Origin of the sequence: Pseudonocardia kujensis (genome assembly GCF_021283305.1) — a bacterium.
Lineage (GTDB): Bacteria > Actinomycetota > Actinomycetes > Mycobacteriales > Pseudonocardiaceae > Pseudonocardia > Pseudonocardia kujensis.
The window spans coordinates 240,366-263,540 of record NZ_JAJSOK010000002.1 but is presented as its reverse complement, the minus strand read 5'-3'; the positions used below and the strand labels follow the sequence as shown (position 1 = coordinate 263,540).

Annotated in this window: 22 protein-coding genes and 1 tRNA gene; 7 read left to right on the top strand and 16 right to left on the bottom strand. The window is 73.7% G+C overall.

Annotation, left to right across the window (positions count from 1 at the left end; all coding sequences use genetic code 11):
• Positions 1–873, top strand: coding sequence for a rhomboid family intramembrane serine protease (locus LWC35_RS02890; protein ID WP_232868282.1), 873 nt, complete (start codon positions 1–3; stop codon positions 871–873).
• A gap of 1,543 nt (positions 874–2,416) precedes the next feature.
• Here the strand turns inward: LWC35_RS02890 and LWC35_RS02885 are convergent.
• From LWC35_RS02885 to LWC35_RS02840, 10 genes are all read right to left on the bottom strand, one after another.
• A complete protein-coding gene (locus LWC35_RS02885) occupies positions 2,417–2,851 on the bottom strand; it encodes a PH domain-containing protein (protein ID WP_232868281.1) in 435 nt (144 codons plus the stop codon).
• 128 nt (positions 2,852–2,979) lie between these two features.
• Positions 2,980–3,240 carry a cell division protein CrgA gene (crgA, locus tag LWC35_RS02880; protein ID WP_232868280.1) on the bottom strand — a complete coding sequence of 87 codons (261 nt, stop codon included), beginning with the start codon at positions 3,238–3,240 and terminating at the stop codon, positions 2,980–2,982.
• Between the two features lie 179 nt (positions 3,241–3,419).
• Positions 3,420–4,061, bottom strand: coding sequence for an aminodeoxychorismate/anthranilate synthase component II (locus tag LWC35_RS02875; RefSeq protein ID WP_232868279.1), 642 nt, complete (start codon positions 4,059–4,061; stop codon positions 3,420–3,422).
• Positions 4,061–5,995 (bottom strand): Stk1 family PASTA domain-containing Ser/Thr kinase, encoded by a 1,935-nt coding sequence (gene pknB, locus LWC35_RS02870; RefSeq protein ID WP_232868278.1) that lies wholly within the window; start codon positions 5,993–5,995, stop codon positions 4,061–4,063. The genes LWC35_RS02875 and pknB overlap by 1 nt, the downstream gene beginning before the upstream one ends.
• Before the next feature lie 109 nt (positions 5,996–6,104).
• Positions 6,105–7,970: a serine/threonine-protein kinase gene (locus tag LWC35_RS40770; RefSeq protein ID WP_372462984.1), complete on the bottom strand. Its 1,866-nt coding sequence runs from the start codon at positions 7,968–7,970 to the stop codon at positions 6,105–6,107.
• Positions 7,967–9,436, bottom strand: coding sequence for a peptidoglycan D,D-transpeptidase FtsI family protein (locus LWC35_RS02860; protein WP_232868277.1), 1,470 nt, complete (start codon positions 9,434–9,436; stop codon positions 7,967–7,969). Before LWC35_RS02860 ends, LWC35_RS40770 begins: the two co-directional genes overlap by 4 nt.
• Positions 9,433–10,935 carry an FtsW/RodA/SpoVE family cell cycle protein gene (locus LWC35_RS02855; protein WP_232868276.1) on the bottom strand — a complete coding sequence of 501 codons (1,503 nt, stop codon included), beginning with the start codon at positions 10,933–10,935 and terminating at the stop codon, positions 9,433–9,435. Before LWC35_RS02855 ends, LWC35_RS02860 begins: the two co-directional genes overlap by 4 nt.
• On the bottom strand, positions 10,935–12,290 hold the full coding sequence (locus LWC35_RS02850; RefSeq protein WP_232868275.1) for a PP2C family protein-serine/threonine phosphatase: 1,356 nt from the start codon (positions 12,288–12,290) through the stop codon (positions 10,935–10,937). Before LWC35_RS02850 ends, LWC35_RS02855 begins: the two co-directional genes overlap by 1 nt.
• Positions 12,287–12,745: an FHA domain-containing protein FhaB/FipA gene (locus LWC35_RS02845; RefSeq protein ID WP_232868274.1), complete on the bottom strand. Its 459-nt coding sequence runs from the start codon at positions 12,743–12,745 to the stop codon at positions 12,287–12,289. The genes LWC35_RS02850 and LWC35_RS02845 overlap by 4 nt, the downstream gene beginning before the upstream one ends.
• 103 nt (positions 12,746–12,848) lie before the next feature.
• Complete coding sequence (locus tag LWC35_RS02840; protein WP_308194448.1) at positions 12,849–14,105, bottom strand: FHA domain-containing protein; 1,257 nt, start codon at positions 14,103–14,105, stop codon at positions 12,849–12,851.
• Between the two features lie 197 nt (positions 14,106–14,302).
• Here LWC35_RS02840 and LWC35_RS02835 point away from each other — a divergent pair.
• A tRNA-Leu gene (locus LWC35_RS02835) sits at positions 14,303–14,388 on the top strand.
• A 110-nt stretch (positions 14,389–14,498) separates the two neighbouring features.
• On the opposite strand, the gene LWC35_RS02830 is transcribed toward LWC35_RS02835, so the two are convergent.
• Both LWC35_RS02830 and LWC35_RS02825 read right to left on the bottom strand, forming a co-directional pair.
• Positions 14,499–15,128 (bottom strand): nucleoside/nucleotide kinase family protein, encoded by a 630-nt coding sequence (locus tag LWC35_RS02830; RefSeq protein ID WP_232868273.1) that lies wholly within the window; start codon positions 15,126–15,128, stop codon positions 14,499–14,501.
• Positions 15,125–15,370, bottom strand: a complete 246-nt coding sequence (locus tag LWC35_RS02825; protein WP_232868272.1) for a DUF2630 family protein — start codon at positions 15,368–15,370, stop codon at positions 15,125–15,127. Before LWC35_RS02825 ends, LWC35_RS02830 begins: the two co-directional genes overlap by 4 nt.
• 59 nt (positions 15,371–15,429) lie before the next feature.
• Between LWC35_RS02825 and LWC35_RS02820 the strand changes: the two genes are divergently transcribed.
• Positions 15,430–16,176, top strand: coding sequence for an IclR family transcriptional regulator (locus LWC35_RS02820; protein WP_232868271.1), 747 nt, complete (start codon positions 15,430–15,432; stop codon positions 16,174–16,176).
• Here the strand turns inward: LWC35_RS02820 and LWC35_RS02815 are convergent.
• Positions 16,166–17,014, bottom strand: a complete 849-nt coding sequence (locus tag LWC35_RS02815; protein ID WP_232868270.1) for an LLM class F420-dependent oxidoreductase — start codon at positions 17,012–17,014, stop codon at positions 16,166–16,168. The genes LWC35_RS02820 and LWC35_RS02815 overlap by 11 nt on opposite strands.
• Positions 17,015–17,081: 67 nt before the next feature.
• On the opposite strand from LWC35_RS02815, the gene LWC35_RS02810 reads away from it, so the two are divergent.
• The 4 genes from LWC35_RS02810 to LWC35_RS02795 all read left to right on the top strand — a co-directional run bounded on the left by LWC35_RS02810 (position 17,082) and on the right by LWC35_RS02795 (position 21,239).
• Complete coding sequence (locus LWC35_RS02810; RefSeq protein ID WP_232868269.1) at positions 17,082–18,185, top strand: 5-methyltetrahydropteroyltriglutamate--homocysteine S-methyltransferase; 1,104 nt, start codon at positions 17,082–17,084, stop codon at positions 18,183–18,185.
• Between the two features lie 45 nt (positions 18,186–18,230).
• Positions 18,231–18,572, top strand: coding sequence for a TfoX/Sxy family protein (locus LWC35_RS02805; RefSeq protein WP_232868268.1), 342 nt, complete (start codon positions 18,231–18,233; stop codon positions 18,570–18,572).
• A 104-nt stretch (positions 18,573–18,676) separates the two neighbouring features.
• Positions 18,677–19,390 (top strand): class I SAM-dependent methyltransferase, encoded by a 714-nt coding sequence (locus tag LWC35_RS02800; RefSeq protein ID WP_232868267.1) that lies wholly within the window; start codon positions 18,677–18,679, stop codon positions 19,388–19,390.
• A 325-nt stretch (positions 19,391–19,715) separates the two neighbouring features.
• Entirely contained in the window at positions 19,716–21,239 is a 1,524-nt protein-coding gene (locus LWC35_RS02795) for an MFS transporter (RefSeq protein ID WP_232868266.1), read from the top strand.
• A 90-nt stretch (positions 21,240–21,329) separates the two neighbouring features.
• Here the strand turns inward: LWC35_RS02795 and LWC35_RS38885 are convergent, their stop codons facing one another.
• Genes LWC35_RS38885 through LWC35_RS02785 form a run of 3 tightly spaced genes read right to left on the bottom strand, consistent with a single transcriptional unit; the run spans position 21,330 to position 23,109 of the window.
• The gene (locus LWC35_RS38885) at positions 21,330–21,809 is read right to left on the bottom strand and encodes an SDR family oxidoreductase (RefSeq protein WP_308194447.1); all 480 of its coding nucleotides are present in this window, start codon (positions 21,807–21,809) and stop codon (positions 21,330–21,332) included.
• The gene (locus LWC35_RS38880) at positions 21,806–22,261 is read right to left on the bottom strand and encodes an SDR family NAD(P)-dependent oxidoreductase (RefSeq protein ID WP_308194446.1); all 456 of its coding nucleotides are present in this window, start codon (positions 22,259–22,261) and stop codon (positions 21,806–21,808) included. Before LWC35_RS38880 ends, LWC35_RS38885 begins: the two co-directional genes overlap by 4 nt.
• Positions 22,258–23,109, bottom strand: a complete 852-nt coding sequence (locus LWC35_RS02785; protein ID WP_232868265.1) for a MaoC/PaaZ C-terminal domain-containing protein — start codon at positions 23,107–23,109, stop codon at positions 22,258–22,260. The genes LWC35_RS38880 and LWC35_RS02785 overlap by 4 nt, the downstream gene beginning before the upstream one ends.
• Between the last annotated feature and the right edge of the window lie 66 nt (positions 23,110–23,175).

Here is a 23,175-nt window from a genome sequence, read left to right as displayed (position 1 = left end):
GTGACGTACCCCGCCGGACCGCCCGAACCCACGGCGGCGCTGCCCGCCTGCGCCCGGCACCCGGACCGGCCGACCGGGCTGCGCTGCACACGGTGCGGCCGGCCAGCGTGCCCGGAGTGCCTGTGCGACGCCGCGGTCGGCCAGCAGTGCGTCGACTGCGTGTACCAGGGCGGCCGGGGCGTCCGGCGGGGAAGGACGGTGGCGGGCGCCGCGCCCGGCGGCCGTCCGCTCGTGGTGCCCGTGCTCGTGGCGCTCAACGTGGCGCTGTACGTGTTCACCGCCGCCCAGGCGCGCAGCATCGGGTCCAACGAGGCCGCGCCGCTCTTCCGCGAGTGGGTGCTGGTCCCGGGGCTGGTGGCCACCGGCGACTGGTGGCGGCCACTCACGGCGGGCTTCCTGCACTACGGGCCGCTGCACCTCGTGTTCAACATGATGGCGCTGTGGATCATCGGGCGGGAGCTCGAGCCCGTGCTGGGGCGGGTCCGCTTCCTCGCGGTCTACCTGGTGGCGCTGCTCGGCGGCGCGGCCGCCGTGATGCTGTTCTCCCCGCCCGCATCGCTCGTCGCCGGCGCCTCGGGCGCCGTGTTCGGGCTGATGGGCGCGCTCTTCGTGGTCGCCCGGCGGCTGCGGGTCCCGACCGGCCAGGTCGTGGGACTCGTCGTGGTGAACCTCGTGCTGAGCGTGGTCGTGCCGGGGATCTCGCTGGTCGGCCATCTCGGCGGGCTGGTGCTCGGCGCCGCCGCCACGGCCGCGCTGGTGCACGTGCCGAACGTGCGCAACCGCACGGTCCTGCAGGCCGGGGCGCTGGTCGTGCTCACGGTCGCGGTGCTCACGGTCATCGCCGGGCGGGCCGTCGCGGTCGCCTTCGTCTGAGCCGGTCCGTGCCCCGGGTGGGCCGGGGAGCATCGTCGGTCCCCGGCCACCGGCTCACTCCGGCTTGCTGCACCCGCAGCCGGTGGAGCAGCCGTCGGTCCCACGCATCGGCGTCCTGGCGATCATGGTGATCTCCCTTTCCTCGTCGGCAGATCGAGCCTAGGAAGCCCGTGGCCGCCGGGGCGAGCCTCCGGAGGTGGCACGCGTGCCCGCCGACGCTCGGCGGAGGGTGAGGATCACTGGGCCGTCAGGGTGATCAGCAGGGATCCACCAGGTGCACCCCGGGAGGGGCCCGTCAGCCGTGATCATTCGTCATGGACGCAGAGCGTTTCGACCGTCCCCGTCCACAGCTGGTGATCACGACCGGGGCGCGGTGGCTTCGACCGTCCCCGTCCGTCGACGATGATCACTACCTGGGCCCGGGCCGGCGCTGATCTTCCACAGGAAGCGCCGTCCACGACAGGGAATCCCGAGCCCCGAGACCAGCACCACCGCCGGGGCGAAGCAGTGCGTCATCCGTGACTGCGGCTCATGAGGACAGGCCGACCGCTGGGAGGCTCGGCGCCGTCATGATCACTTGTTCGGGACCCAGCCGGTCGGCTTTCGTCCCTCCTGGTCCATGCAGGGTGATCCCACCCTGGGGGCACGCGAAGCCCTAACCATGATCACCTGTCAGGGAAGCAGAGCGTCGAGTTTCGACCACTCTCGTCCATAGGCGGTGATCAAGACCTGGGACACGCACCCCGGGCCGTGATCATCAGCCTGGGATGGAGAGGGTCGAGATCCGACCCTTCTCGTCCAGGAACGGTGATCACGGCCCGGGGTGGTGCGTGCCGCAGGCCGTGATCATGGGTTGCGGGTGGGGAGGGTCGAGGTCCGCACCTTCTTGTCCCGGAACAGTGATCACAGGCGGGGGTGATGCTTGCCCCAGGCCGTGATCATCGGTCGCGGGCAGAGCGGGTCGAAATCCGGCCCTTCTCGTCCCGGAACGGCGATCACAGCCCGGGGAGATGCGTGCCGCGGGTCGTGATCATCAGCCCGGGTCGGGGAGGATCGAGATCCGACCCTGCTCGTCCAGGAACAGTGATCACAGGCCGGGGTGCGACGCGCCGCAAGTCGTGATCATCAGTCACGGGTGGGGAGGGTCGAGATCCGACCTTTCTTGTCCCGGAACAGTGATCACAGGCGGGGGTGATGCGTGCCGCGGGTCGTGATCATCAGCCCGGGTCGGGGAGGGGCGAGATCCGACCTTTCTTGTCCAGGAACAGTGATCACAGGCCGGGGTGCGACGCGCCGCAAGTCGTGATCATCGGTCGCGGGTGGGGAGGGTCGAGATCCGACCTTTCTCGTCCGGAACGGCGATCGCAGCCCGGGGTGATGCGTGCCGTGGGTGTGATCATCAGCCCGGGGCGGAGAGGGTCGAGATCCGCCCCTTCTCGTCCAGGAACAGTGATCACAGCCCGGGGTGAAGCGCACCCCGGACCCATGATCGTCCGGTCCGCACAGCGAAGACCGACGGGCCGTTCAGGAGCGGCTGGACCGTTCAGGAGCGGTTGGGGAGATACGGCCGGAGGACCTCGGCGACGTCCTCGGGGTCGGCGCCCAGGTCCAACCGGCCCAGCACGACGAGCCGTTCCTCGCCGCCGACCAGCAGGTCCAGCTCGAGGAGGCTGGTCTCGCGGCCGAAGCGCCGCGTCCGCAGCACGCGCACCCGCTGCACCGCGGGCCAGTCGACCGACCGCCTGCGGGTGAGGCTCCGGACCTCGAGTCCGTGGCGGTGCAGGGCCAGCCGGGGCCGGGCGATCGTGCCCACCAGTGCGGCGTACGCGAGCCCGAGTGCGGCGACGCCGGCGATCAGCCGTCCGGCCGGGTCGGCGTCGCCCAGCAGCAGGACGACGAGCCAGCCGACGGCGCCCGCCGCGAGGACCCAGGCCAGCGCGACGAGCCCTGCGGTCGGGGCCCACTGGTGCTCACGCATGGTAGCTGTCAAGGTTATCCACAGGGCTTGTCCACAGTGGGGATGAATAACACACCTGTAGTTTTCGCTGTTCAAAGCCCTGCGGAGGCAGATATGGCCTGGATCACGCTGTGTAACTACTTGATCGACTAGCGCCAGCGCATCGACATGAGCAGCGCGATGACGATCAGCCCGAAGCCCACGAGGAAGTTCGCGCCGCCCAGCGCCTGCATGAAGGGGATCGCGTCGCGGGCCAGGTAGTCGGTGATCAGCCAGGCCAGCCCGAGCAGGCCGACGCCCAGCATGATGACGACGTACGCGGGATGGGTGGGGCCCTTGATCTTCACCGGCTTCCGGTCGGCCGCCGGGGGCGTGTAGGCGACCTTCTTGCGGACCTTGGACTTGGGCATCGGGGACCTCGTGGAGCGATCGGTGCGGTGACACGGGGGTGGTGCGCGCCGGTCGCGCGCACCGCTCGCGACCACCGTAGCCGACGCGCGGGCGGCGCGGGCCCGGTACGAGGCCCGCGATCAGCGCGAACACCGCGGATCGGACACACCGGTACCCGGCGCGGCGCGCCGGGGAAGGGTCAGACCTGGGCGGTCAGGGCCGCGACCTCGTCGCCGAGCCGGCGGACGAGCTCCTCGGGCACCTCGTGCCCGGCGCTCGCGAGCCAGTTGGCCAGCATCCGGTGCCCGCCCTCGGTGAGCACGGACTCGGGGTGGAACTGGACACCCTCGATCGGCAGGTCCTTGTGCCGCACCGCCATGATCAGGCCGGTCTCCGTGCGCCCGGTGACCTCGAGCTCGACCGGCAGCGTGTCCGGCCGGATCGACAGCGAGTGGTATCGGGTGGCCGTGAAGGGCCCGGGCAGGCCGCGCAGCACGCCGACGCCCTCGTGGAACACCAGCGAGGTCTTGCCATGCAACAGCTCCGGGGCCCGCTCCACCACGCCGCCCCACGCCACGCCGATGGCCTGGTGGCCGAGGCAGACCCCCAGCAGCGGCAGGTTGCGGTCCCCGGCGGCCTTGATGACGTCGATGCTGCGGCCGGCCTCCTCGGGGGTGCCGGGGCCGGGGCTGACCAGCACCGCGCCCACCTCACCGAGCTCGTCGAGCCCGGCGGAGAGGGCGTCGTTGCGCACGACGACCGGCTCGACGCCGAGCTGCGCGAGGTACTGGACGAGGTTGTAGACGAAGCTGTCGTAGTTGTCGACGACCAGGACGCGCATCAGTTCCCGCCTCCGAAGAAGCCGCCGCCGCCGTTCCCGGACGACTGACCGACGACCAGTGTGACGGTGTCCTCCGGGTCGACGGACTTCCCGGCCGAGGGGTCGGTCCGGACCACCCGGTTGTTCTGCGAGGAGTCGTTCACCTGCGTGGCCTGCAGCTGGTAGTTCCGGATGCCGGCCGAGCGCAGCTGGTCGACGGCGTCGTTGACCGACTGGCCGACGACGTTGGGCATCTGCACCTGGTTGCCGCGGGAGATCTGCAGCGTGATGGTGGTGCCCGGCGCGACCCGGGTCCCGGCCGCGGGGTTGGTGCCCACGACGGAGCCCTCCTGGCCGCCGCCGTCGACGTTCTGCGTCTGCACGGAGGTGAACCCGGAGTTGGCCAGCGTCTGCTTGGCCTGGTCCTCGCTCTGCCCGCTGACGTCCGGCACCGAGACGGTGGTCTGCTTCGTGCCGACGACGACCGAGACGGCGCTGCCGCCCGGCGCGTCGACGCCGGCCGCGGGCGACGAGGAGATGATCTTGCCGACGAGACTCGAGTCCGAGGTCTCCTGCGTGTTCTGCTCGCCGAGCTTGAGGCCCCGCTGCTGCAGCAGCGCCGCGGCCTCGTCCGTGGTCTTGCCGGACAGCGCCGGCACGGTGGCCGACGCGGGGCCGGTGCCCACGTAGATGGTGACGCGGCTGCGCTCGGCGACCTGCACGTTGGACCCGGGATCGGTGCGCGTGACCTTGTTGGTCAGCGCCACGTCGGACGCCTCCTGCTTGAGGTCCACGAGCAGCCCGGCGTTGACGACGGCGGTGCGCGCGGCGTCGGGATCCTGCCCGACGACGTTGGGCACGGCGACCTGGTCGGGCTGCGCCGGCCCGCCGAACACCTGGTAGGCGAAGAAGCCGATCAGACCGAGCGCGGCGAGCACCGCGACGACGATCCCGACCGTGCGCCCGGTGCGCCGGCGCGGCTCCTCGTCCTCCCAGGTCTGTGCGGGCGGCGGCGGGGCGTGCCGGCCGCCGCCGGAGATCCGCCGGGTGGCGGCGGTCTGCTCGGCGAGCAGCGCGGTGCGCTCGTCCTCGCTCATCACCATCGGCGCGAGCGGCTGCTGGCCGTTGCGCACGCGGATGAGATCGGCGCGCATCTCGGCGGCCGACTGGTACCGGTTGGCCGGGTTCTTCGACAGCGCCTTGAGCACGACGGCGTCGAGCGCGGGCGGGATCTGCGGGTTGACGTCCGACGGGCGCCGCGGGTCCTCCCGCACGTGCTGGTAGGCGACCGCGACCGGGGTGTCGCCGGTGAACGGCGGCTCGCCGGTGAGCAGCTCGAAGAGCACACAGCCCGCGGCGTAGACGTCCGACCGCGCGTCGACCTGCTCGCCGCGCGCCTGCTCCGGGGAGAGGTACTGCGCGGTGCCGATGACGGCCGCCGTCTGCGTGACGTTCTGCCCCTCGCCCAGCGCGCGGGCGATGCCGAAGTCCATCACCTTCACCGCGCCGTTGCGGGTGATCATGATGTTCGCGGGCTTGACGTCCCGGTGGATGATGTTGTGCCGGTGGCTGAAGTCGAGGGCGGCGCAGACGTCGGCCATGACCTCGATGACCCGCTGCTGGGACAGCGGGCCGGTGGTCTTGACGATCTCGCGGAGCGTCTGGCCGTCGACGTACTCCATGACGATGTACGGCAGCGGGCCGAACTCGGTCTGGGTCTCGCCGGTGTCGTACACGGCGACGATCGCGGGATGGTTGAGGGCCGCGGCGTTCTGGGCCTCCCGGCGGAACCGCAGCTGGAACTGCGGGTCGCGCGCGAGGTCGGCGCGCAGCACCTTGATCGCGACGTCCCGGCCCAGCCGCGTGTCCATCCCGCGATGGACCTCGGACATGCCGCCGTAGCCGAGCGTGTCGCCCAGCTGGTAGCGCTCGGAGAGCAGCTTGGGGGTCGTCATCGGGTCCGGTTCCTGAGGGGGTGGGGGGCGGGTCTCATCATGCCCGGGCCGTGCGACGCCGCGGTCCCCGGCCACCCCGAACGTGCGCCGACCCGGCGACTGCGAGGGCTCACCGGGCCTCCTCCGTGCGGGTCGGGACGGCCGTGGGTCCGGCCGGTGCCGCCGGACGGGCGAGGACGGCCACCTGGCCGGACACGCTACCCGGCGGGGTGCTCGTGTGCGTTCCGTCCGGTACGGGCCCGGTGGACGGTGCGGGGGCGTCGGCGAACAGCTTGGGGACCGTGAGCGCCGCCACGACGACGGCCGCCACGATCAGCAGCACGAAGGCCACGAGCAGCACCTGGCCCGAGCGCTGCGACTGCTGCCGGGCGACGAGCTTGAGCGGCTCGGTCGGCGGCGCGGGCGCGACCGGCGGCCGGGGCGGGGGCGTGCGTGACGCGGCCCCGGGGGTCGGCGGCCCGGAGGCCGTGCGGGTCGCGCTCCCGGGCGCCGGGGTCGCGGTGCGCGCGGAGCCGCCGGGACCGGTGGGGTTCGGCGAGGGCCGGGGGGCCTCGCCGCCCGGGGTCGGCGAGCGGAGCGCCTGCGGGCCGGAGGCGGTGCCGCCGGGTGACGGGCGCCCGCCCGGGTCCGGCTCGGCGGTCCGACGCCCCGACCCGGACCGGTTCGGGGCCGGCGTGGCCGGCCCGCCGCGCGCCGGGGACTCGGGCCGCGCCTCCGGCCGGGTCCCGGGCGCGGGCGACGCGGTGGCGGGCGAGGGGGTGGAGGACGCGGCAGGGGAGGACGAGGCGGTGGCAGGCGAGGCGGGCGAGTGCGACCCGGGGGGAGACACCGTGGGAGACGCCGTGGGAGACACCGGCGGCAGGGACGGGATGGAGGAGACCTCGGCCGACCCCACCGCACGGGAGCCGCCCGACGACGTCGCCGACGGCGAGGACGCGCCCCGGCTCCGGTCCCGCCCCCGGGTGGCCCGCCGCTCCCGCTTGCTGCGGCGGCGGTGCGTGGTGGGGCTCTCGGCGGCGCCGGCGGGCTCGCCGGCGGCAGCCCCGACCGGTCCGGCGGACGGCAGCCGCAGCCCCTGGGCGGTCATCCGGTTCGGGGTGGGCAGCGCCTCCTCGCGGCGCACCGCGGCGACGGCGGCGGCGAGCTCGGCCCCGTCGGCGTACCGCCGGTCCGGGTCCTTGACCAGGATCGTCTCGATCAGCTGCCGGACCCGCCACGGCACGGACTCCGGCAGCGGCGGCGGCTCGTCCCGGACCTGCATCATCGCGACGGCCACGGCGTTGTCGGCGCGGAACGGGCGGTGGCCCGCCAGGCACTCGTAGCCGACGATGCCGAGCGAGTAGACGTCGCCCTCCGGCCCGGCCTCGCCGCCGCTGGCCTGCTCCGGCGCGATGTAGTGGGCCGTGCCCATCACCATGCCGGTGCGCGTGACCGGGACGGCGTTGGCGGCCTTGGCGATGCCGAAGTCCGTGAGCTTCACGGTGCCGTCGACGCGGATGAGGATGTTTCCCGGCTTCACGTCCCGGTGCACGAACCCGCGCTCGTGGGCCGCGTAGAGCGAGTGGGCGGCCTGCTCCATGATCCGCATCGTCTCGCCGGGGTCCATCGGGCCGCGCGCGATCACCGCGGACAACGGCTCGCCCCGCACCAGCTCCATCACCAGGTACGCCGTGCGCCGGCCGTCCTGGGTGACCTCGTCCTCGCCGTAGTCGTGGATGGCCGCGACGCCGGAGTGGTTGAGCGAGGCCACCGTGCGGGCCTCGATGCGGAAGCGGTGGAGGAACTCGTCGTCGTCGGAGAGCTCGCCGCGCAGCACCTTGACGGCCACGTGGCGGCCGAGCCGCTCGTCGAGCGCCTCCCAGACCTCGCCCATCCCGCCGACGGCGATCCGCCGTTCCAGCTTGTAGCGGTCGGCGATGAGCCGGCCCGCGGCGAGGCTGCCGGGGACGGGGAGCGGGCCGCCCGCGGCCGTCACTGGCCGCCCCGCAACGCCTCCGCGATCACGGCCCGCCCGATCGGGGCGGCGACGGACCCGCCGGTCGCCTCGAGGGCCCGGTCGCCGCCGTTCTCCACGAGGACGGCCACCGCGACCTGCGGGTCGTTCGCCGGGGCGAAGGCGACGTACCAGGCGTGCGGCGGGGTGTTCTTGGGGTCGGTGCCGTGCTCCGCGGTGCCCGTCTTCGACGCGATCTGGACGCCGGTGATCTTGCCGCCGCCCGAGGTGCGCGCCTCGGAGCCGAGCATCAGGTCCGTGAGCGTGGAGGCGACGCCGGCCGGCATCGAGCGGCCGAGCCGGTCCGGCTCCGTGGTGTCGATGACGTCGAGGTTGGGGCCCTGCACCTCCTTGATGAGGTGCGGCGCCATGGTCTGCCCGCCGTTGGCGATCGAGGCGACGATCATGGCGTTCTGCAGCGGGGTCAGCCGCACGTCCCGCTGGCCGATCGCGGACTGCTGAACGGCCGCGGTGTCCGGCAGGTCGCCGACGCCCGAGGCCGTGACCGGCATCGGGATCGACAGGTCGGAGCGCCCGATGCCGAACGCGTCCGCCTGGGCCCGGATCTTGTCCGCCCCGAGCTCGCCGCCGAGCTGCGCGAACGCCGTGTTGCAGGAGCGCGCCAGCGCCTCGCGCAACGACGCGGTCTGGCCGGTGCCGCACTGGGTGCCGGCGTAGTTCTCCAGCGTGGTGTTCGTGCCGGTCAGCGTGATGTTCGGGGCCGCGGTGAGCTGGCTGTCCGGGGTGTAGCCGTTCTGCAGCGCGGCCGCGGTGTCGACGAGCTTGAACGTCGACCCCGGCGGGAAGGTCTGGTCGATCGCGCGGTTCGGCAGGGTCGCCGGGTCCGCATTGTTGTCGGCCTTCCACGCCTGCTGCTGGGTGCCGGAGCTGTGGCTGGCCAGCGGGTTCGGGTCGAACGACGGCGTGGACACCATCGCCAGGATCTCGCCGGTCTTGGGCTGCAGGGCCACGACCGCGCCCTCGTAGCCCTTCTTCGACATCTCCTCGTACGCCCGCTCCTGCACGGACGGCTTGACCGTGAGCACGACGTTGCCGCCGCTCGGGTCCCGCCCGGTGATCAGGTCCGAGAGCCGGCGGGCGAACAGCCGGTCGTCGCTGCCGTTGAGCACCGGGTCCGCGTACCGCTCGATGCCGCTGGAGCTGTAGATGACCGAGTAGTAGCCGGTCAGCGGCGAGTAGGCCGGCCCGTCCGTGTACTGGCGCTGGTACTTGAGCCGGTCGTCCGTCTCGACGCTCTGCGCGAGCACCTGCCCGTCGGCCGAGATCTGGCCGCGCTTGCGGGCGTACTCGGCGAGCAGGACCCGCTGGTTGCGCGGGTCGTCCCGGTAGTCGCCGGCCTTCACGACCTGCACGTAGGTCAGGTTGCCGAGCAGCAGCAGGATCAGCGCCATCACGGCGATGGCGATCCGGCGGATCGGGGTGTTCACGGGCGGCCCCCCGTCGGGCCGGGGAGGGGTCCGGTCGTCGGGCCGACGGCCGGGCGCTGGACCAGTTCGGTGCCGGCATCGGCGATCGGGACGGCGGGGGCGGCGGGCCGGCGCGTGAGCGGGGCCCGCGCCGCGTTCGAGATCCGCAGGAGCATCGCGACGAGAGCGTAGTTCGCCACGAGCGACGACCCGCCGTAGGACAGGAACGGCAGGGTCAGGCCGGTCAGCGGGATCAGCTTGGTGACGCCGCCGATGACCACGAAGATCTGCAGCGCCACCGCGAACGACAGGCCGGTGGCCAGCAGCTTCCCGAAGCTGTCCCGCACCGCGAGCGCGCTGCGCAGGCCGCGGGTGATCAGCACCAGGTAGACGACCAGGATCGAGGCCAGCCCGATCAGCCCCAGCTCCTCGCCGAGCGAGGACCAGATGAAGTCGCTCTCGGCGAAGGGCACCAGGTCGGGGCGGCCCGCGCCCAGGCCGGTGCCGCCGACGCCGCCGGTGCCGAGCCCGAACAGTGCCTGCGCGATCTGGTAGCCGCGGTTCTCGTAGTCCGAGAAGGGGTCCAGCCACACCTGCACGCGGACCTGCACGTGTCCGAACAGCTGGTAGGCGATCAGCGCGCCGATCACGAAGAACCCGAGGCCGATCAGCATCCAGGACACGCGCTCGGTGGCCGCGTACAGCAGGACCAGCAGGATCCCGAAGAACAGCAGCGAGGAGCCGAGATCGCGCTCGACCACGAGCACGCCGACCGAGAGCCCCCACGCCACCAGCAGCGGCGCGAGGTCGCGGGCGCGCGGCAGCTCCATGCCGAGGAACCGGCGCCCGGCCGTGGAGAACAGGTCCCGCTTCTGCACCAGGAACGCGGCGAAGAAGATGATCAGCAGGATCTTGGCGAACTCGCCGGGCTGGATGCCGGCGCCGCCGACGCGGATCCACAGCTTCGCGCCGTTGACCTCGGAGATCGACGACGGCAGCAGGCCGGGCAGGGCCAGCAGCACCAGGCCGACGAGGCCGCAGGTGAAGCCGTAGCGCGCCAGCGTGCGGTGGTCGGAGACCCGCCACAGCACGGCGATGAACAGGGCCAGCCCGACGGCCGTCCACAGGATCTGCTTGAACACCAGCGAGTCCGGCACGGGCTGGCCGAGCAGTGCCGCGCGGTCCTGGTCGGCCAGGTCGAGCCGGTGGATCATCACCAGGCCCAGGCCGTTGAGCAGGGCGACCGAGGGCAGGATCAGCGGGTCGGCGTAGGGCGCGAACCTCCGCACCGCCAGGTGCGCGAGCGTGAGCACCACCAGGTACGCCAGCCCCACGTAGAGCAGCGTCGGGGTGAGCTCCTGCTCCTGGTTCGCCTCCACCAGCACCAGCGCGCCGGTCACGATGACCGCGGCGAACACCAGCAACAGCAGCTCGATGGTGCGCCCGGTGGGCAGCACGGGGCCGCCCTCCCGGCCGTTCGCCCCGCCCGGCCGGGCCGCCGTCGACTCCGGGGCCGCCATCAGCTCGCCGGCCGGCAGGTCAAGCCCGGCTCGGGGGTGACGGTCGGCAGCGGGGTGGTGTCGGTGGGCGGCGCGTTCGGGTCGGGCTGCGCGGCACCGGCGGGGGCCGGCGGGGCGGCCGGCGTGGGCGTGGCGGGCTGTTCGACGGGGCAGACCGGCAGCATGCGCTGGTGCAGCCGGGCGACGGTGCCGCGCGCGGAGTCGAGGCCGTCCGAGGCGGGGATGCCGGCGGCGACCGTGCTGCGCGCGTCCTCGGGCAGGTCGGACAGGGTGATGTCCGTCCGCTCGGCCACGGTCTGCAACGGCACGCCCAGCACGCTCCCGCGCACCCCCTGGTAGATCACGACCTGTTGGGCCTCGGTCCCGACGTAGTACTGCTGCAGCACCCAGCTGCGCGCCAGCCACCCGCCCACGGCGAGGAGGACGAGCAGACCCGCGACCGCGATCCCGACCCGCACCGCGGTGCGCCGGTGCGGGCGGTCCGGCCGGGGCGCGGTCGCCGGCTCGACGCGGCGGGGCAGGGCGCGGGGGAGGGTGGTCGCCGAGGCCCGCGACGCGGCCGTGTCGGCGCCGGCGATCCCGTCGTCGCTGCCGTCGCCCGCCGCGCCCCCGATGATCGGGGCGTCGTCGCCGTAGTCCACGTCGAGGACGTCGGCGACGATGCAGGTGATGTTGTCCGGGCCGCCGCCGCGCAGGGCCAGCTCGATGAGCCGGTCGGCGCACTGGCGGGGGTCGCGGTACTCGCGCAGGGTCTCGGCCAGCGTCTCGTCGCTCACCGGGCCGGACAGCCCGTCCGAGCAGAGCAGGTAGCGGTCGCCGGCGCGGGCCTCGCGGATGGTCAGCGAGGGCTCGACCTCGGCCCCGGTGATCGCCCGCAGCAGCAGCGAGCGCTGCGGGTGGGTGTGCGCCTCGTCCTCGCTGATCCGGCCCTCGTCGATCAGCGACTGGACGAACGTGTCGTCCTTGGTGATCTGGGTGAAGGCCCCGTCGCGGAGCTGGTAGCACCGCGAGTCGCCGACGTGGACCAGGCCGAGCCGGTTGCCCGCGAACAGGATCGCGGTCAGCGTGGTGCCCATGCCCTCGAGGTCGGGGGACTCGGCGACGTGCCGGGTGATGGCCGCGTTGCCCTCGAAGGTGGCCTCGCGCAGCTCGGCCAGCAGGTCGTCGCCGGGCTGGTCCTCGTCGAGCGGGGCCAGGGCGGAGATGACCAGGGACGACGCCACCTCGCCGGCGGCGTGCCCGCCCATCCCGTCGGCCAGCGCCAGCAGCCGCGGACCGGCGTAGACCGCGTCCTGGTTGTTCTGCCGGACGAGCCCGCGATCGCTGCGGGCGGAGTAGCGCAGGACCAGCGTCATGAGCGCAGCTCGATCACCGTCTTGCCGATACGGACAGGGACCCCCAGGGGCACCCGGGTGGGTCCGGTGACCTTAGCCCGGTCCAGGTAGGTCCCGTTCGTCGACCCGAGGTCCTCGACGTACCACTCCTCGCCCTGCTGGCTGATCCGCGCGTGCCGGGTGGAGGCGTAGTCGTCGTCGAGCTTGAGGGTCGAGTCGTCCGCGCGGCCGACGAGGATCGGCCGCGAGTCCAACGTGATCCGGGTGCCGGCCAGCGGCCCCTGCGTGACCAGCAGCTGCCGGGCGGTCCGGCTGCGTCCCGCGCGGGCCGTGACCCGCCCGCCACCGGGCATGATCGCCCGCAGGCCGGACGCCGCGTAGAGGTCCGACCGGACCACCCGCAGCGCGACCAGCACGAACAGCCAGAGCAGGGCGAGGAAACCCGCTCTGGTCAGCTGCAGCACCAATTCGGGCACTCGCCGGGCACTCCGATCTCGTGAGGTGGGCAGGGGACGAAGCAGGGACGGTGCAGCCTACCGACCCCGCCCGCACGACCTCCCGCCCGGACCGCGGGTCGGCTCAGCCCTGGGTGCGGAAGACCAGGCTGGAGTGCCCGACCCGGATCACGTCGCCGTCCGTGAGCTGCCACTGCTGCACCGGGTTGCCGTTCACGGTGGTGCCGTTCGTGGAGCCGAGGTCCGACAGCGTGGCGGCGTGCCCGTCCCAGCTGATCTCCAGGTGCCGGCGCGAGACGCCGGTGTCCGGGAGCCGGAAGTTGGAGTCCTGCCCGCGCCCGATGACGTGCGTGCCCTCGGTCAGCGGGTAGCTGCGGCCCGAGCCGTCGTCGAGGGTCAGCGTGGCCTGCAGCTGCTGGCCGTAGCCCGGCTGGCCGCCCCAGCCCTGCTGCTGGCCGTAGCCCTGCTGGTCGTAGCCGCCGTCGTAGCCCTGGTCGTACTGCTGGCCGTAGCCGTCGTACCCGGGCTGCGCGTAACCCTGCTGGCCGTACTGGGGCTGGCCGTAGCCGGGCTGGGCGTAGGCCTGCTGGCCGCCGTACTGCTGGCCGCCGTCGTAGCCCTGGTCGTAGCCCTGCTGCGGGTAGCCGCCCTGCTGGCCGTAGCCCGGCTGGCCGCCGTACTGCTGGCCGTAGCCCTGCTGCTGGCCGTAGCCCTGGTCGTAGCCCTGCTGGGGGTAGCCGCCCTGCTGGCCGTAGGCCTGCTGGTCGTACCCGCCCTGCTGGTCGTACCCGCCCTGCTGGCCGTAACCCTGCTGGCCCTGCTGGCCCTGCTGGCCGTAGCCCTGCTGGCCCTGCTGACCGTGCTGGTCCTGCGGCGGCGCGTACGTCTGCTGGCCGTACGGGGCGCCACGGTCGTAGCCGTACTGCCCGTTCTCCTCGGGGTGGCCCGGTTGCTGGCTCATGGGTGCTTCTCCTGCGTTGCGTGCTCGTCCGGAGGATCGACGGGAAGCGTCGGGGTCCACGGCCGAGCGGGTGCGGAACTGTCCCGTGTGCAGCGCCTCGGAGCGCTCCAGGAAGACTACGACCTCGCCGTAGGTGTCCCATCCCTGGTCGGCGAGTTGCGCGGCGACGTGCGCGGAGAGCGAGTCGGTGACTCCCGCGGTGTCGCCCGCCATGCGGTCCAGATCGGCGGGGCTGAGCTGCACGGTGTAGGCGTTGGGTGCGAGCACCCGGCCCCCCGCGAGCTGCCGGAGATGGTCCTCGGCTTCCCTGAGCAGCGCCTGGGCGACCTCCTGGGGAACGACGCTGCCTCCGAAGACCCGCGCGAAGGCGTCGTCCACCATCCCCTGGAGGCGGCGTTCGAAGCGATCGACACGGCCCACTCGATCTTCCTTTCCGTCCGCTCGGCGTGTTACCGGCGTGTCCGATGGTATCCGTGGTAGGCCCACGTCCGGTGACACCCGACCCGGTGGTGCGGTGACCGTCCGCCCGCGCGCGCCAAGTCGACGGGTGACGATCGCGTAGGGGACCCCCCTCGCACGGGGCTCCCCGGTGCCGTGCTAGCTTTTCCCAGTCGCTCGGGCGAGTGGCGGAATGGCAGACGCGCACGGTTCAGGTCCGTGTGTCCGAAAGGACGTGAGGGTTCAACTCCCTCCTCGCCCACCATCACCAGAAGGCCCGCCGGATCCGGCGGGCCTTCGTCCGTTCTCGGGTCGCCGAGCCGTCCGTTCCGTGCGCCGACCGGTCGGCCCAGCCCCGCTGCCCGCTCGCGGCGCTCACTCGCGCATGGCGGGCCGGTCCGGGTGGTCGGCCATCACCAGCACGTCGGCGGCGTCGGACGGGTCGCGCTCGCGCGCGTAGCGCTCGAACACGGGCAGGGTCCAGCGCTCGTCCTCCGGGGTGCGGCGGGCGAGCGCGGCCCGGCCCATGTGCAGGTGCGCCACGAGCTCGAAGGGCAGCCCGCGGCCCAGCAGCAGGGCGCCCGCGACCACCACCACACCGGCCGGACCCAGCTCGCGGTACTCCTCGCGGTAGGCCCGGTCGCGCGCGGCGTCCCAGAGCCGGGGCAGCACCCGCCCCGCGCCGTCCGGGCCGGCGGGGTCGAGGACCTCCCGGCGAAGCGCGCCCTCGTCGAGCCAGCCGTCGAGGTACATGTCCTCGTCGTGGTGGCCGTACTCCAGGCGCAGCGAGGCGGGCCGCAGGAAGTCCCCGGCCCGCACGACCACGGTCTCCCGCCCGCGCAGCCGCAGCCCGTCGGCCACCGCCTCGGCGAGCTCGGCGGTCCCGGTCGGCGGCGGGCCGTCGACCGCGACGCGGACCCGCCCGGGAAGCGCGTCGATCCGTGCGGTCAGGTGCTCCGCGAGCGCCTCCCGGCTCACCGCGCGGATCGAGCGCGTCGGCGTCACTGGCGGTAGTTCTCCACGGTCGAGGCGTCGCGGGTGGTCGCCTCGTCCGGGTCCTGACCGGCGGCCCGGCGCGCGTCGCGCTGGCGCAACAGGTCCCAGCACCGGTCCAGGTCGACCGCGATCCGGTCGAGCCGGGCCTTCTCGTCGTCGCTCAGCGCCTTCCCGATGTGGGAGCGCTCGAGCCGGTGCTCCTCCTCGACGAGCTCGGTGATCCGATGGCGCAGGTCGGCATCGTCCGTCATGGGTGGATCCTCCGCTGTGGTGCTTGCTGCGAGATCGCTGCGGATCCGACACTAGTCGCGTGACCTCGGGACAGGGCGGCTCGCTGGTCCGGGCGCTGCGGGTGCTCGAGGCCGTCTCCGCGCTGGGCGACGGGGTCACGGCCAAGGCCATCGCCCGCCGGCTCGGCTGCCCGTTGCCCACCGTTTACCGCGCACTCGGCACCCTGGTCGAGGAAGGCTACCTGGTGCGGCTCAACGCGGTGCGGGGTTACGGGCTCGGCTACAAGGTCGCCGAGCTGCACCGCGGCCTCACCACGCAGGTCCGGCCGTCGGCGGCGGTGCGCGGGCTGCTCCACGAGGTGCACGACGGGGTGGGCGCCGCCGCGTACCTCGCCGTCCGGCGCGACGTCGACGTCGTGGTCGCCCACGTCGACCGGTGTGCCGAGCACCCCGGGCCGCTGGGCCTGCGCGTCGGCGAGCCCGCCCCCGTGCACGCGACGGCCCTGGGCAAGGTGCTGCTCGCGGGCCTCGCCCCCGCCGAGCTCGGCGAGGTGCTGGAGAGGACGCCGCTCACCGCCTACACCCCACGGACCCTCGCGGACCGCCGCGGCCTGGACCGGGAGCTGCAGCGCATCCGGGCGGCCGGCGCGGCCGTGGAGGTCGAGGAGTTCCACCGCGGGGTCGCCGGCGTGGCCGTGGCGCTGCGGGGCGCGACGGCGGCGGTCGGGGTCGCGGTGAGCCGGGCCGAGTTCTCCGCGCGGCGCTGGGAGCTGGAGCACGCGGTCCGCGAGGCGGCGGACCGCGTGTCCCGCGTTCTCACCGCGTGAGCAGGCCCGCCAGGGTGTCGAGCTCGGCCAGGGTGTTCGCCTCGGCGTCCGGCCCGTCCTGGTCGGTGAGGGTGAACAGCACCCGGTCGACGCCCGCCTTCGCGTAGGAGTCCACGGCGTCGGGCTCGGGCACGGCCCCGAAGATCGTCACGGACAGGTGGTCGCGGCCGGCGTCGGCCGTGCGGCGGCGCAGCTCGGTGATCCGCTCGGCGAAGGCGTCGAGCTCGCGCAGCCGGACCCGCAGCGGGATCCAGCCGTCGCCGTGCGACAGGACGCGGTCGAGCACCGTCGGCCCGCCGCCGCCGATCAGCACGGGCGGCGCGGCCGTCGGCTTCGGCCAGGACCACGACGGGTCGAAGTCGACGTACTCGCCGTGGTACTCCGCCTCGTCCTGCGTCCAGATCGCGCGCAGCGCCTCGATCCGCTCGAGCATCTGCGCGGTCCGGTTCCGCGGGTCGATGCCGTGGTGCGCCATCTCCTCCTTGTTCCAGCCCGGCCCGACCCCCAGCTCCACCCGCCCCGGCGCGAGCCGCTCGACGCTCGCCACCTGCTTGGCCAGGTTGATCGGATGGTGCTGGTTGATCAGCGTCACGGCGGTGCCCAGCGCGATCCGGTCGGTGACGGCGGCCATCGCACCCAGCGCGACGAACGGGTCGAACGTGTGGCTGTACTGGCGCGGCAGCTCGCCGCCCCCCGGCCACGGGGAGCGCCGGCTCGTCGGGATGTGGGTGTGCTCGGTGAGGAACAGCGACGAGAATCCACGCTCCTCGACGCCCCGGGCGAGGACGAGCGGGTCGATGCCGTAGTCGGTCAGGAAGGTGCTGACGCCGATGTCCATCGTCGGACTGTGCCATCAGCGCGCTTCCGTCGCGCCGGACGGGCGTGCGGCGCGTTACGTTCTGACCATGGCGCCCCGCACCGAACCCCCGTTCCGCGCCGACCACGTCGGCAGCCTCCTGCGACCGAAGGCCCTGCTCGACGCCCGCGCGCAGTACGCGCCCGGCTCGCCCGAGCTGGAGGCGGCGGAGGACGAGGCGATCCGCGACGTCGTGCGGCTGCAGGAGGAGATCGGGCTGCGGTCCGCCACGGACGGCGAGTTCCGCCGCACCTCCTGGCACATGGACTTCATCTACCAGCTCGGCGGCGTCACCAAGACCGACGAGCAGATCCGGGTGCGGATGGTCAACGCCGAGGGGGAGGGCGCCTTCACCTCGGCCGGCCTGGCGATCACCGAGAAGGTCCGGCTGCGCGAGCCGATCTTCGCCGACGCCTTCCGGTTCCTCGCCTCGTGCACCACGAGCGCGGTGCCGAAGCTGACGATCCCGTCGCCGAGCATGGTCCACTACCGCGGCGGCACGGCGGCGATCGACCGCTCGGTGTACCCGGACGTCGAGGAGTTCTGGGCGGACCTGTCGGCCGCCTACGCCGACGAGGTCCGTGCCCTCGGCGAGCTCGGCTGCCGCTACCTGCAGCTCGACGACACCAGCCTCGCCTACCTCAACGACCCGGCCCAGCGGGCCGAGCACGCCGCCGACGACGCCGAGCACCTGCACGAGCGCTACATCCGCCAGATCAACGCGGCGATCGCGGACAAGCCGGAGGGCATGCGGATCACCACGCACATGTGCCGCGGCAACTACCGCTCGTCGTGGGCCGCGGAGGGCGGCTACGACTTCGTGGCCGAGGCGCTGTTCGGTGAGCTCGCCGTCGACGGCTTCTTCTGCGAGTTCGACGACGAGCGCTCCGGCGGGTTCGCCCCGCTGCGGTTCGTCCCGCCGGGCAAGCAGGTGGTGCTCGGGCTCGTGACCACCAAGAACGGCCGGCTCGAGGACGCCGACACGCTCAAGCGCCGCATCGACGAGGCCGCGAAGTACGTCCCGCTCGACCAGCTCTGCCTGTCCCCGCAGTGCGGCTTCTCGTCGACCGTCGAGGGCAACGTCCTGACCGTCGACGAGGAGATCGCCAAGCTCCGGCTGATCGTGCAGGTGGCGGAGGACGTCTGGGGCTGACGTCGGGGCGGCGGTTCTGTCGGGGTCCGGCGCTACCGTGCGCGCATGGCCTACGACGAGGGTCTCGCCGCGCGTCTCCGCAGCCTGCTCGCGGACGAGCCCGGGCTGACCGAGAAGCGGATGTTCGGTGGTCTCGCCTTCCTGCTCGGCGGCCACATGGCCGTCGCCGCGAGCGGGCGGGGCGGGCTGATGGTGCGGGTCGACCCGGCCCGCACGCCGGAGCTCGTCGCGCTCCCCGGCGTCGAGCGGATGGTGATGCAGGGACGGGAGATGGACGGCTGGCTGCGCGTCTCCGGCCGGCCCGAGGTCGACGACCTCCCCGAGGCCGACCTGGCCCGCTGGGTCGCCGAGGGTGTGGGCTTCGTGAGGACACTGCCGCCGAAGTGAGGTGAGCACCAGCGCTGTTCGATCATGCTCCGACCGCGCCGGTGCCGAGCCCGACCGGGTGCGTGTGATCGTGAAGTGCGCCACGCCGGGCTAGGCTCGGGCGGGTGAGCGAGGGGCCTGCGGGCTGGGGCGAGCCGCTGTACGAGCGTGTGCTGGCCGGTGTCCCGGAGGGCGCGTCGGTGCTCGACGTCGGGTGCGGGCCGGGCGTCTTCGCCGGCTTCGCGACGAAGCGCGGGCTCACGGTCACCGGGATCGACGCGGACCGCTCCGCCGTCGCGGCGGCGCGGCGCGAGGTGCCGGAGGCGACGTTCGAGATCGGCGACGCCCACCAGCTCGCCGGGTCCTACGACCTCGTCGCGCTCGTCCAGGTACTCGCGCACGTCACCAACCCGCTCAAGGTGCTGAAGGAGGCGGCGCGGGTCGGCGGGCTGGTCCGCGCGACGGTCTGGGGCCGCGAGGAGGAGTCCGACGTCCGGCTCTTCGGCGAGGCCCTCGCCCCGTTCCTGCCGCCGCGCGGGGCCCGGCGCGCGCCCGCCGGCCCGCCTCCGCTGACCGAGCCCGACCGCTTCCGGAAGATCGCCACGACCGCCGGGTTGCAGGTCGTCGCGCTCGACGAGGTCGAGTGCCGCTTCGACTACCCGGACGAGGACGCGCTGGTCGGGCCCCTGCTCACCTCGGACATCGGGCGGTTCGCGGCCAACCGGGCCGGTCCCGCGGCGGTCCGCGACGCGGTGCTCGCCGCCTTCGCCCCGCGGCGCCAGGGCGACGGGTACCGGCTCCGGAATCTCTTCCGGGTCCTCGACGCCCGCCCCGCCTGACCCGCGCGACCTCTGTGCGGAGCCGCCGATCGCGGCGCTCGTGCGGCAACGGCTCCGCCCGCAGCCGTCCCGGCACACTGCCGCCGGTCACGAGCAGCGCCGGTCACGAGCAGCGCCGGTCACGAGCAGCGCCGGTCACGAGCAGCGCCGGTCACGAGCACCACCGGCATGCGCTGATCGCCGTTCCCGTGCAGCCGGGGTTCTGCCATCGGCTCTCTGCACCCGACCGGGCGACCACGGTGGTGGCCGGTGGAGCTGGTCGCCGCTCCGTGCAGCCAGGAGAAGCCCGTTGACGCCCCCGTGCTCTCGTCCGTAGCTTGAGTTCGTGTCGAAAACTCAGCTCGTCACCGTCGGCGCCGCGGCGCTCGCCCCGTTCGTGGTGTTCGCGAGCTTCCCGCTGCCGATCGTGGCGCTGCCGGCGATCGGGGCGGACCTGGGCGTCGGGATCGCCGAGCTGAACCTGCTGGTCAGCGGATACGCCCTCGGCCTCGGCGCCTTCCTGCTCACCGGCGGCTCGCTCGCCGACCGTTTCGGCGCGGCCCGGGTGTGGATCGGCGCGATGATCGGGTTCGCGGTCTTCTCCGCCCTCTGCGCCCTCGCGACGAGCGTGCCCCTCCTCGTCGCCGCCCGGATCGTGGAGGGCGGGGCGGGCGCGGCCCTGATGGCGTCCTCGCTGAGCCTGATCGCGGCCGCGGTCGAGCCGCAGCGGCGGGCCGGCGCGGTCGCGCTGTGGGGCGCGGCGATCGGCGCAGGGCTCTCGAGCGGCCCGGTCGGGGCGGGCCTCGCGCTGGAGTTCGGGCGCTGGCGCCCCGCGTTCGCCGTGCTCGCCGCCGTCGCGGCCGCGGCGGCGCTGCTCGGCGTCCTCGCCCTCCCCGCTCCCCGCGGGGCCGCCCGCGGTCGGTTCGACCTGGTCGGGACCGTACTGCTCACGGTCGGGCTCGGCGGGCTGATCCTGGGCGTGAGCTGGGCCGGCGCCGACGCCTCCGCCCCGCGGGTGTGGATCGCCTTCGGGCTCGCCCTGGTGCTGCTGCCGGTCTTCGTGCTGCAGCAGCGCCGGCGCGCGGTGCCGATGTTCGACGTCGGGCTCCTCCGCCTGCCGACCTACGCCGGTGGCCTGGTCGCGGGGATGGCGATGGCGCTGTCGATCCTGTCGATGCTGGTGCTGCTCGGCCCGTACCTGCAGGTGGTGTTCGGGCTCTCGGCGCTGCAGGCCGGGCTGTGGTTCCTCCCGGCGACGCTCCTGTCCACTCTCGTCGCCCTCTTCGGCGCCCGGATCGGCGCGCGGTTCTCGCTGCGCACGCGGCTCACCGCCGGCCTCGGGCTCTCCGCGGCCGGGCTCGCCGCCCTGGCCTTCGTGCAGACGTCGTGGACGTTCCCGCTGCTGCTGCCCGGGCTCGTCCTCGCCGGGTTCGGCATGGGCCTGGCCAACCCCGCGCTCGGCGCCGCCGCGGTGGTCGGGGTGCCGCCGGAGCGCAGCGGGGTCGCCGCGGGGGCGGCCAACACCGCGCGGCAGCTCGGCAACGCGCTCGGCATCGCCGTGCTCGGCACGATCATCCACGCCGGCGCGCTGGCCTCGGCCCGCACCGCGCTGCCGGTCGCCGCCGATCTGCTCGCCGCCGGCGACCTGCGCGGCGCGGCCGCCCTGGCCCCGGCGGACGCCGTGCAGGCGGCCTATGCGCTCGCCCAGACCAACGGCGTGCGGCTGGCCCTCGAGGTGTCGGCGGTCCTGGCCTTCCTCGGGGCCCTCGTCGCCGCGTTCCTGCTCCGCCCCCGCGCCGACCAGTCCCGTGCGCATGATGGAACCATAATGCGCACAATCAGGCTCCGTGAACGCGTTATGGAACCATAATGCGCACAATCCGGCTCCGTGAACGCGTTATGGAACCATAATGCGCAATTCTCCCGGACCGTGAGCGCATTGTGGTTCCCTCACGCGGCGTCAGGAGCGCCGGGCGATCTGGTCCGCGAAGAGGCTGGGCGGCAGGCCGTCCGCGACGGCCCGGACGTCCTTCTCCAGTGCCGCGGCCAGGTCGTCGAAGGACCAGGGTCCGTCCGAGTGGACCTCGGCCACGACCGTCGGGTTCGCGTAGAGGCTCACCTCGAAGCCCACCGAGCCCAGCACGCGTCCGGTCAACCAGGCCGACCGCTCGCTCGCCAGGTAGAGCGCCAGCTCGGCGATGTTGGCCGGGGACCGCACCGGGTCGCCGTCGAGCGGCCGGTCCGCGACCGCGCAGTCCTTCTCCGCCACCCTGGCCACGAGCCGGGTCGCGGCGGCCGGCGCGATCGCGTTCGCGGTTACGCCGTACCGGGACAGCCCCTGGGCCAGCGAGTACGTCAGCCCGACGATCCCCATCTCGGCGACGGCGTAGGCGGCCTGCCCCGGCGAGCCCTCGAGTCCGGAGTGCGACGTGAAGTTCACGATCCGGAAGTGGCCGTCGGGCCGGCGCTGGGCGCGGAAGTGCGCGGCCGCCGCGCGGAGGCGGAGACGTGCCCGCGCAGGTGCACGCGGATCACGTCGTCCCACTCCGCGTCGGACATGTTGAAGATCATCCGGTCGCGAAGGATGCCCGCGGCGTTGACCACCACGGCCAGGCCGCCGAACTCGTGCACGGGGGTCTCCACCAGCCGGGTGCCGGTCGCGGTGTCGGAGACGTCGCCGCCGTCGGCCACGGCCCGGCCGCCCGCGGCCCGGATCTCCGCGGCGACCGCCACGGCCCGGCCCGCGTCGGCACCGCTGCCGTCCGTCCCGCCGCCCAGGTCGTTGACGACGACCGCCGCGCCCTCCGCGGCGAAGCGCCGGCAGATCGCGGCCCCGATCCCGTTCGCGCCGCCGGTGACGACCGCGACCCGCCCCTCGAGGACCCCCGTCACGCCGCCGCTTTCAGGAGGCCGCGGTCCAGGACCACGGCGCCGTCGGAGTCCCGGGTCGTGCGGAACGCCGCCCCGCCCGTCTCGTCCCGCCAGATCGACACCGTGAGGCGGTCGCCGGGGTAGACGGGTGCGGTGAACCGGCCCTCGATCGCACCGAACCGGGCCGGGTCGCCGTCGAGGACGGTCCGGAGCAGGATGCGGGCGGTGAAGCCGTACGTGCACATGCCGTGCAGGATCGGCCGGTCGAAGCCGCCGCGGCCCGCGAAGGCGGGGTCGGTGTGCAGTGGGTTGCGGTCCCCGGTCAGCCGGTAGACCAGCGCCTGGTTGGGCGCGGTCGCGAAGGGGATCTCGTGGTCCGGCGGGCCGTCCGGCAGGGGCGGTGCCTGTGCCCCGCCGCGCGGGCCGCCGAACCCGCCCTCGCCGCGAATGAACGCCGAGCCGACGGTGGTGGCCAGCGGCGCGCCGGTGGCGGCGTCGACGGCCTCGCAGGTGGTCTCCACCAGCGCCCCGCTGCCCTTGTCGTACACCCCGGTGACCTGCGCGGTCACCCGCGCGCGGCCCTCCACCGGCAGCGGTGCGTGCAGCCGCACGGACTGCTCGGCGTGCACGAGCTTCGTGTGGTCGATGTGGCCGAGCGGAACGCCGCCGCCCCGGGTGACGATCGCGGCGTAGGTCGGCAGCGCGAGGGTCGCGAGGCCCTCGGTGTTGTCCGTGGTGAGGGCGAGCTCGTCGAGCGGGTCCTCCTGTCCCGCGCCGACGGCGAGTGCATAGAGCAGCACGTCGTCACGGGTCCAGGCGAACTCCGCGGGCTCGCCGCGGGTGCCGAGCAGGTCGGGCGCGAGGGGCATCAGATCTCCTTTGATCCAGCTGCATCAAAGTTAGCCCGATGATCCGGTGCTCGACCAGCCCGGAGA

Bases quoted from the DNA above. Each gene is read 5' to 3' on its own strand.
- LWC35_RS02885 (WP_232868281.1), bottom strand. From the start codon at position 2,851: ATGCGTGAGCACCAGTGGGCCCCGACCGCAGGGCTCGTCGCGCTGGCC.
- crgA (WP_232868280.1), bottom strand. From the start codon at position 3,240: ATGCCCAAGTCCAAGGTCCGCAAGAAGGTCGCCTACACGCCCCCGGCG.
- LWC35_RS02875 (WP_232868279.1), bottom strand. From the start codon at position 4,061: ATGCGCGTCCTGGTCGTCGACAACTACGACAGCTTCGTCTACAACCTC.
- pknB (WP_232868278.1), bottom strand. From the start codon at position 5,995: ATGACGACCCCCAAGCTGCTCTCCGAGCGCTACCAGCTGGGCGACACG.
- LWC35_RS02855 (WP_232868276.1), bottom strand. From the start codon at position 10,935: ATGGCGGCCCCGGAGTCGACGGCGGCCCGGCCGGGCGGGGCGAACGGC.
- LWC35_RS02850 (WP_232868275.1), bottom strand. From the start codon at position 12,290: ATGACGCTGGTCCTGCGCTACTCCGCCCGCAGCGATCGCGGGCTCGTC.
- LWC35_RS02825 (WP_232868272.1), bottom strand. From the start codon at position 15,370: ATGACGGACGATGCCGACCTGCGCCATCGGATCACCGAGCTCGTCGAG.
- LWC35_RS02815 (WP_232868270.1), bottom strand. From the start codon at position 17,014: ATGGACATCGGCGTCAGCACCTTCCTGACCGACTACGGCATCGACCCG.
- LWC35_RS02810 (WP_232868269.1), top strand. From the start codon at position 17,082: ATGGCGCCCCGCACCGAACCCCCGTTCCGCGCCGACCACGTCGGCAGC.
- LWC35_RS02805 (WP_232868268.1), top strand. From the start codon at position 18,231: ATGGCCTACGACGAGGGTCTCGCCGCGCGTCTCCGCAGCCTGCTCGCG.
- LWC35_RS02785 (WP_232868265.1), bottom strand. From the start codon at position 23,109: ATGCCCCTCGCGCCCGACCTGCTCGGCACCCGCGGCGAGCCCGCGGAG.